6 protein-coding genes and 1 other RNA gene are annotated in these 8,509 nt (G+C 40.7%); 2 read left to right on the top strand and 5 right to left on the bottom strand.

All coding sequences use genetic code 11. The annotated features are described in order from the left end of the window. Window positions 1-4 precede the first annotated feature (4 nt). The 5 genes from hisC to K1X56_14145 all read right to left on the bottom strand — a co-directional run bounded on the left by hisC (window position 5) and on the right by K1X56_14145 (window position 7,073). Window positions 5-1,039, bottom strand: coding sequence for a histidinol-phosphate transaminase (hisC, locus tag K1X56_14165; GenBank protein MBX7095862.1), 1,035 nt, complete (start codon window positions 1,037-1,039; stop codon window positions 5-7). Beyond that, the gene (hisD, locus tag K1X56_14160) at window positions 1,036-2,322 is read right to left on the bottom strand and encodes a histidinol dehydrogenase (protein ID MBX7095861.1); all 1,287 of its coding nucleotides are present in this window, start codon (window positions 2,320-2,322) and stop codon (window positions 1,036-1,038) included. Before hisD ends, hisC begins: the two co-directional genes overlap by 4 nt. After that, a complete protein-coding gene (gene hisG, locus K1X56_14155) occupies window positions 2,322-3,173 on the bottom strand; it encodes an ATP phosphoribosyltransferase (GenBank protein ID MBX7095860.1) in 852 nt (283 codons plus the stop codon). Before hisG ends, hisD begins: the two co-directional genes overlap by 1 nt. 218 nt (window positions 3,174-3,391) lie before the next feature. After that, window positions 3,392-3,796: RNase P RNA component class A (gene rnpB, locus K1X56_14150), an RNA gene on the bottom strand. Window positions 3,797-3,857: 61 nt separating this feature from the next. Continuing rightward, a complete protein-coding gene (locus K1X56_14145) occupies window positions 3,858-7,073 on the bottom strand; it encodes a S8 family serine peptidase (protein MBX7095859.1) in 3,216 nt (1,071 codons plus the stop codon). A 230-nt stretch (window positions 7,074-7,303) separates the two neighbouring features. Between K1X56_14145 and K1X56_14140 the strand changes: the two genes are divergently transcribed. After that, window positions 7,304-8,128: an SDR family oxidoreductase gene (locus K1X56_14140; protein ID MBX7095858.1), complete on the top strand. Its 825-nt coding sequence runs from the start codon at window positions 7,304-7,306 to the stop codon at window positions 8,126-8,128. Window positions 8,129-8,171: 43 nt separating this feature from the next. Further along, window positions 8,172-8,509: hypothetical protein (locus K1X56_14135; GenBank protein MBX7095857.1), on the top strand; the 338-nt coding region annotated here is incomplete at its 3' end.

The raw sequence follows: 8,509 nt of genomic DNA, 5'->3' as shown, positions 1-8,509 counted from the left end.
AAAATTAATTGGTCAGGCTTTTTAATTTTTCCAGCAGGATTGCATTTTCCGCAGGTAATCCGATTGAAATCCGCAGGCAGTCGTCGCATAAAACCACAGAAGACCGATCGCGTACAATTACTTTTTCATTAATCAGGTAATTGAATACCTTTTTGGAATCCGAAAAACGAACCAGTAAAAAATTGGCGTCCGAAGGAAATACTTTTTCTACGAAAGAAAGTCGAGTAAGCTCCATCGCTAATTTCTTTCGTTCTACAATAACTACCTTTTTTTCTTCTTCGAATTTCGACACCTCATCCAATCGTTTCATGGCAATTTCCTGCGCGGGAATACCCAAATTATACGGTGCTTTAATTTTATTCATCACACGAATAATGGAGGGATTGGCAATCATAATCCCAACCCGAGCACCGGCGAGTCCCCATGCTTTGGACAAGGTTTGCATCACAACGAGATTCGGATATTTATCGAGCAAAGGAACGGTAGAGTATTCCGGACAAAAATCAATATACGCTTCATCCACCACAACGATTCCCTTAAAGGAATTCAACAATTCTTCAATTTGTGATTTCGGAATTACATTCCCGCTGGGATTATTCGGACTACATATAAAAAGGAGTTTAACATGCTCGTCGAATTCTTGTACTACAGCAGGAACATCAATCTGAAAATCCCTGGTTAAATTCACTTCACGCAGGTGAATATCGTTGATGGATGCACTTACTTTGTACATGCCATAAGTGGGAGGCAAAACAATTACTTCATCGACTCCCGGTTTACAAAAAGCGCGGAAAAGAAGATCGATGACCTCATCACTTCCATTTCCCAATAAAATAGATTCTGGATTTATTTTTTTAATCGCTGCCAGTTTCTGTTTTAATTCCCATTGCATGGGATCGGGATAGCGATTGTATCCATTGGTAAAGGGATTTTCATTGGCATCGAGAAACACACCTGTTTTTCCTTCATATTCATCTCTGGCAGAAGAATAGGGACTCAATGTTTTAATATTTTCCCGGAGAATATCTAGTGGATTCATGAGCGTAATTTTTTGAGTCGGACCGACACTGCATTTTTGTGTGCCATCAATTCCTCTGCTTCAGCCATAATTTCGATGGAGGGACCAAGTGCCTGTAATCCTTTCGGAGAAATGCGCTGAAACGTAATCTTTTTTACAAAACTATCGAGCGATACCCCACTGTAGGCTTTTGCATATCCATTGGTAGGAAGGGTGTGGTTGGTACCGGAGGCATAATCCCCAGCACTTTCCGGTGTATATTTTCCGAGAAAAACAGAACCGGCATTTTCAATTTCATCGAGGTAAACACCTTCGTCCTCTACCGAAATAATTAAATGTTCCGGCGCATATTCATTTACAATGTCAATCGCCATTTGCTCCGAATTCACGATAATTACCTTGCTATTTTCAAGTGCAGCTGCAGCAATATCTTTTCGGGGAAGTTCCTTGAGTTGTTGTTTCAATTCCTGTTCAACTGCATTGGCAAAGGATTCTGAAAAGCAAAGTAAAATTACCTGACTATCATTCCCATGTTCAGCCTGAGACAATAAATCTGCCGCCACAAATGAAGGATCAGCGGAATCGTCGGCCAAAACCAAAACTTCAGAAGGACCAGCTGGCATATCAATGGCAATTCCTTTTCGCATGGCATATTGTTTGGCTGCGGTTACATATTGATTACCGGGACCAAAAATTTTACTTACACGGGGAATCGATTCCGTTCCGAAAGTCATAGCAGCAATTGCCTGAATTCCTCCCACTTTAAACACCTGGGTAATGCCACATAATTGAGCAGCATATAAAATGGCAGGATGAATTTTTCCGGATTTATCGGGAGGAGAACACAAAACAATTTTTTTACAGCCCGCAATTTTAGCAGGAACCCCCAACATAAGTACAGTAGAAAAAAGTGGAGCTGTTCCACCTGGAATGTACAATCCAACACTTCCAATGGCTTTACTTTCTCTCCAGCAGGTAACACCCGGTATGGTTTCCATCATTTTCACTTCCTCGCGTTGGGAATGATGAAACTTCTCAATATTATTTTTAGCAATTTCAATGGCGTTTTTCAGCGATTTGGAAACCTGTTCAACCGCCAATGCAATTTCTTCTTTAGTCACCTCAATCTGATCCAAATCCACTTTATCAAATTGCTTCGTATTTTTCCTTACGGCACGATCGCCCGACGATTTTACTTCATCAAATACAATGGCAACTGTTTGTTCGAGACTTTGACTTTCCTTTTCAGGTCGTTTTAAACTACCTAAGCATTGCTCTTTGGTTGGATTTACAATTCGCTTCATCATACAATCATTTTTTCTATGGGCACAATTAAAATTCCCTGAGCACCTGTAGCTCTTAATTCATCAATCAGCTCCCAAAAACGATCTTCCGCTATTACAGAATGTACACTAAACCACCCTGGTTCTGCCAATGGCAATACCGTTGGAGATTTTACACCGGGTAAAATGCGAATGATATCATCCAATTTATCCTGAGGTGCATTCAGCAATACATATTTATTGTTTTTAGATGCTTTAACTGCGTTAATGCGGAACATTAGTTTTTCCACCAAAGCTTTTTTTTCTGCATTCAGATTTTTACCGGAAATCAACACCGCTTCCGATTGAAAAACTGTTTCCACTTCCTTCAGTCCATTGCTAAAAAGCGTACTTCCACTACTCACGATATCACAAATTCCTTCGGCCAATCCAATTCCAGGAGCAATTTCAACTGAACCCGAAATCTCATGAATGGATGCTTTTATTTTATGCTCATCGAGGAATTTCTGCAATATTACCGGATAAGAAGTGGCAATATTTTTATTGTTGAAGTAAGAAAGACCTGCATATTCTTCTCCTTTGGGAATGGCGAGTGACAATCTGCATTTCGAAAAACCCAGACGAAGTTGTTCGTTGACATTTTTATTTTTTTCCACCAACACATTTTGTCCCAATATCCCAATATCAGCCACGCCATCCTGAACGTATTGCGGAATATCGTCGTCGCGCAAAAACAACACCTCCATCGGAAAGTTGGAAGCCATTGATTTTAATTTATTGTTGCCGTTGGAAACTGAAATTCCACAGTCCTTTAACAATTCCAGCGAACCCTCGCTGAGTCGACCGGATTTTTGAATAGCTAATCGTATCATGCCTAAAAATATTTATTTGATTTTGAAATAAAAAAAAAGACCCTCTTTGCGGGAGGGTCTTTTTACCGACAATGAAAATTCCTTCCGCCTTAGATTCGGATATGATGATGTAAAACTGAGGTCAATTGGAAAATCATGGTCCAAAATTAATCGAAGGTTCCGGAGCCATAAAATCAAAAAACATCCATTTGCCCTATTACATTCAAATGGATGTTTTAAAAAAATACAAACCTGTAAGCCGGGTTCTGTATCCGATAAATCGGATTTCCATCATTGATCTGGACCTGTTTTCACAAACAGGTTCAAGCAGCCTACCCATCACGCCTATCCCGAAGGAACGGAAAGCGAGTAACTTTCCTACCGGACAAACCGGTATGCGTGACCTACATGGCCTTTCAGCCCGCAAGGTTTACCCGATTGCATGTCGCCATACAATCCGTGAGCTCTTACCTCACGTTTTCACCCTTATCGAAATGTTGCCATTACGACGGTATAGTTTTCTGTGGCACTTTCTGTTCCCCGAAAATTTCTTTCCGGAGACCTACCCGTTAGGTAGTGCGGCACTCTGCGCTGCCCGGACTTTCCTCTGTTCTATTTCAAACAGCGATGGAACGGTTTGCACTGCAAAGATACCAAAACAAAAAGCCCCGGCAATACCGGGGCTTTTTCCGCATATAAAAGCGATTATCTGAAGATTTTAAATACTTGGGTAGTTTCTCCATCCGAAACACGCACAAAATAAATTCCACTGGTTAAAGCGGAAAGATCCATTCTGCGAATATATCCATTGGTTGTGTTGTTTTCTTTTGAAGAAGAAACAATTTGTCCAACTGCGTTTAACAAGGTGACTTCTACAGCCGTATTCTGATTCAGGTTGAACTGAATACTCAATTGGTTATTCTGATTGTTCATCCAGGCAGTAACACCACCATTTTCAAGTTCATTTCCTAAACCGGCAGCACAATCAACCACAGTAATATTAAGCGTAGTATCATCGGTTATTCCACACAATGTATTAACGGATAATGTAACCGGATAAGTTCCGGCAGCAGTATAAGTAACAACCGGGTCCAAAATAGTAGAAGAAGAAATGCTACCACTGGTGAATGTCCAATTGTATGTATTTGCATAATCAGAAATACCCCCATTAAAATTAACCGGATCATTAATACAAACCGGCTCAGTATAAATGAAGCTTGCAACAGGTGTGTTATTATCTACCACAATGGTGATGTTTGCACTACCCTGACAAGCACCTTGCGTACCTGTTACGGTATAAGTGGTTGTATTTGCAGGCGTCGCTACCGGATTTGCAATAGTGGATGAGGATAATCCTGTAGTTGGCGACCAAACATAACTGGTAGCGGTTGAACTTGCGTTCAGGTTAGCGGATGCTGCGGGACAAATGGTATCATTCGAAACTGAAACAGCAATGGATGGTGTTGGGTTAACCGTGATATCCACTGAATCCACTGCATACATTCCGCAACCACCACCTAATACTTCGAGATAGGTTCTATAAGTACCCGGAGTATTAAAGAAAACAGTTTGTTGCAGGTTTCCACTTTGGATAGGTGAACCACCAAGGAATGTCCATAACATATCATCTTCTACTGTAGAACCGGTTGCATCAAAATTGATGGACTGTCCGGAACATACCGAAGTTGCACTTGAAGTAAGTTGCGCATTGGCAGGATCTGAAGTAAGGAATGGGAAAATATACAATGAAGCATTCAAATTCCAGCTACCAGCAGTTCCGTATTGATACCACAAATTATCCGATTGTTTTTCCCAAATGGCAGAAGGCGTTGTTTGTCCGTTAGTATTGGAAACAATCGACAAGGTATCGTGAATTCCACTTTGCCATTGTAGATTACTTACATCCACCGAAATATAAAACTTGCGGCTTGCAGGTACATTTACCGGAGTTGGGAATTGAATATATGTCCAGTAATTATTATTTACATCGCTCATAATTTCACCCATGGTGAGGTTATAGGTAGTAAGTAATGTTCCCGGATTCGATCCTGTTTGACTATATACTTTAACAGGAACAACTTTATTTGGATTGGCTGAATACGCTAATCCAAATCCAATGTAACATCCTACAATTTTAGATTGTGTATTGGCACTTGCATCGAAATATGCAGCTTTCTCTTTATCGAGATAAACATTCATTCCGTTGATCCAACCATCCTGACCAACATTTGGTGTTCCGGTATAATAGTTAGAACCTGTCCAGGCACCAGATGGCGGTAGATTTGCCCAATTCAAGGTATCACATCCTGATTGTGGAAGTACAGTGATGTAAGCTGTTTTGGTTTCTGTGTCGGAACCATTTGCATTGGTAGCAGTAAGGGTTACTGTAAATGTTCCTGGCGTATTGTAAACAATATTACTTGGATTTGCCTGGGTAGAAGTTGAAGGAGTACCACCGGTGAATGTCCACGAGTACGAAGTTGGATTGTAAATAGAAAGATTCGTAAAATTAACCGTAGCACCTGCAGAAATCGTTGTAACATTTGCAACGAAATCGGCAACCGGAGGATTGGCAAGTGTAGCGGATGCACACGTTACTGCCGCAAATGCATCGATACGACCAGAACCTAATTGTCCGCCAAAACCTGGATTAATGGCATCGATATTCACTGCAGTACTCAGAATACAGTTTCTTACATCTGCAGCCGTCATTCCTGTATTCACACTTTTAACCAAAGCGGCAAGTCCTGCCACCATTGGTGATGCCATAGATGTTCCTTGTTTGTATGCATATGCACTTCCAGGAACAGTAGAATAAATAGAAGAACCCGGTGCTGCTACATCTACCCATGTTCCATAACATGAGAATGAAGAACGAGCATCACCTGTGGTGGTAGATGCAACGGCAATACACTCGGTATAGGCAGCAGGATAATGTAACGTGTTATTGTTGTCATTACCCGCAGCAGCTACCAAAATGACTCCCTGATTACTTGCCCAGGTAATAATGTTTTGAGCAGTGGTAGAATTTCCTGTACCGCCCCAAGACATATTGATTACATCTACACCCATGGTTACGGCATACACAATTCCGTCGTAACCATCTGTTACCTGAGTTGCAACATTGGTCGATTTTACCGGAAGTAATTTTACACTGTAACCAATAGAAGCGATTCCGGTAGAGTTATTCGATTTTGCTCCAACAATACCTGCAACATGCGTACCGTGGTCGAATGAACTGTTTGGTGGATTCGGATCGTTATCGTTATCGGCCACATCGAATCCCTGACGGTCGTCGATATATCCATTGTTATCATCATCAATACCATTTCCTGCAATTTCTGCTGTATTGGTATAAATGGACGCAGATAAATCGGGATGGTTAGTTTGTACTGCATCATCAACAATACCAACAACTACGCTGGTGCTACCTGTACTTACATTCCAGGCTTGTGCCGCATTTATTTGAAATAATCCCCATTGTGTAGAGGAGTTATAACTTGGATCGTTAGGTGTAAGGAAGTGTTTTACCAATGGAACTTTTTCCGCATACTCAACTTTTCCGGTGGATTTTAATTCGGCAATAATTTGTTCCACATTTTGGATATCGGAAAATTCCAATAAAAATACATTCGATAGTTTTTTGTCGTTTTTCACCATGTGATAAGGACGAGCAAGTCGCGTCACCTGGTGACCTGAGGTTACATTTTGAAGAAATGGAACGGATTTAAAATCGAGGTGACGATAATCCACCATTTGCTCACTACCCACTCGAAATCCGGGCTGAGAAATGGAGACATTATCTTTGATTTTAAACCAAATTCTTCCATCCTGATAATTGTCGTACACCGTTTGGGCCGACAATTCAATTCCTGTTGCCGAAGCTAAAAACAGGGATAGAGCAAAGTAGATTTTTTTCATAGGTTCTTGTTCTTTTTGGCTTGCTCAATTTACAAAAGGAAATAATCTGAAAAGAAAAAAAACAGGTGAATTGAGGGAAAGGGAAAAAAACCGTAAACAAAAGCAGGGGGTTGGTTGTCAATAGTAAACCAACTCAAATTGCAGACCTCGTTAGGTTTTCTTCTAAAAAATCTGCTTTTGTTAAAATATTTTCCCATTGTGTTCGTCCAACCCTCTATATCAAAGCATTCATGAAAAAAACAGTTTTAATTACAGGTACTTCTTCAGGTATAGGCAGAGCTACTGCACTTTATTTTGCAAAACAGAATTGGAATGTAATTGCCACCATGCGCAACCCTGAAAAGCATCAGGATCTTGCCGCCATTCCGGGAATTACGCTTATGGCGCTTGATGTTACTCAGGAATCAAGTATAGAACAATCCATAAAGGATTCCATTTTAAAATTTGGCAACATTGATGTAATTGTAAACAATGCCGGATACGGAACGGTTGGTCCATTCGAAGCTGCTAGTCAGGAACAAGTGAAACGTCAGTTCGAAACCAATGTATACGGCGTATTCAATGTTATTCGCGCTATACTTCCTCATTTTCGCCAGAAAAAAGATGGCATTATCATAAATGTATCGTCGATGGGTGGACGAATAACTTTTCCGCTCTACAGTTTATACCACGGCACCAAATGGGCGGTGGAAGGATTTAGTGAGTCCTTGCAATTTGAATTGAGAGAACATCATATCCGCGTTAAATTAATAGAACCCGGCGCCATAAAAACCGATTTTTACGATCGCTCGCAAGACCTGTTTAAAAAAGATGGCTTAACAGCGTATGACGCCTACGTTGAATCTGCTTTACCTATGATGCAACAAACCGGAGCGAAAGCGCCTGGACCGGAAATCGTAGCTAAAACCATTTATAAAGCTGCTACAGACGGAAGAAAAAAAATGAGGTATCCCATTGGCAGCGGTGCTCCGTTCTTATTGTTCTTACGCCGTGTGCTTTCTACACGGATTTTTATGGGAATGGTGCGAATGGTGGTGGAAAAGAAAAAAAAATAAGATTGAAGGAATCCCTTTTATATTTGAGGGATAATTTGAAATCATGAAACCATTTCTTTCCCTTTTCTTTTTTCTAACTGTTTTTCATCTCCATGCGCAATCCGATAAACATTGCGGAGCAGATGAAATGCGTTTTCAGTTGCATCAGGAAAAACCCGGACTTGAAAATCACGCATTGCAAAAAGAAAATGAACTGGAAAATTTTACGCAACAATTTTCACACAGTGCCAACAGAGGTGGACCGGTCTACATTATCCCCGTCGTATTCCACGTAATTCACAATTATGGCGCAGAAAATATTTCTGATGCCCAGATCATCGATGCCATTCGTGTTTTAAATCTGAACTACCGTCATCAAAATCCCGACTCGGTTGATATTGT

This window comes from Flavobacteriales bacterium (genome assembly GCA_019694795.1).
In the GTDB taxonomy this organism is placed as follows: Bacteria; Bacteroidota; Bacteroidia; order Flavobacteriales_D; family UBA2798; genus UBA2798.
This window is presented reverse-complemented; position numbering and strand designations above follow the sequence as displayed.

Excerpts from the sequence above, each read along its gene's own strand:
- K1X56_14140 (MBX7095858.1), top strand. The coding sequence starts at position 7,304 with ATGAAAAAAACAGTTTTAATTACAGGTACTTCTTCAGGTATAGGCAGA.
- K1X56_14145 (MBX7095859.1), bottom strand. The coding sequence starts at position 7,073 with ATGAAAAAAATCTACTTTGCTCTATCCCTGTTTTTAGCTTCGGCAACA.
- hisD (MBX7095861.1), bottom strand. The coding sequence starts at position 2,322 with ATGAAGCGAATTGTAAATCCAACCAAAGAGCAATGCTTAGGTAGTTTA.
- hisC (MBX7095862.1), bottom strand. The coding sequence starts at position 1,039 with ATGAATCCACTAGATATTCTCCGGGAAAATATTAAAACATTGAGTCCC.
- hisG (MBX7095860.1), bottom strand. The coding sequence starts at position 3,173 with ATGATACGATTAGCTATTCAAAAATCCGGTCGACTCAGCGAGGGTTCG.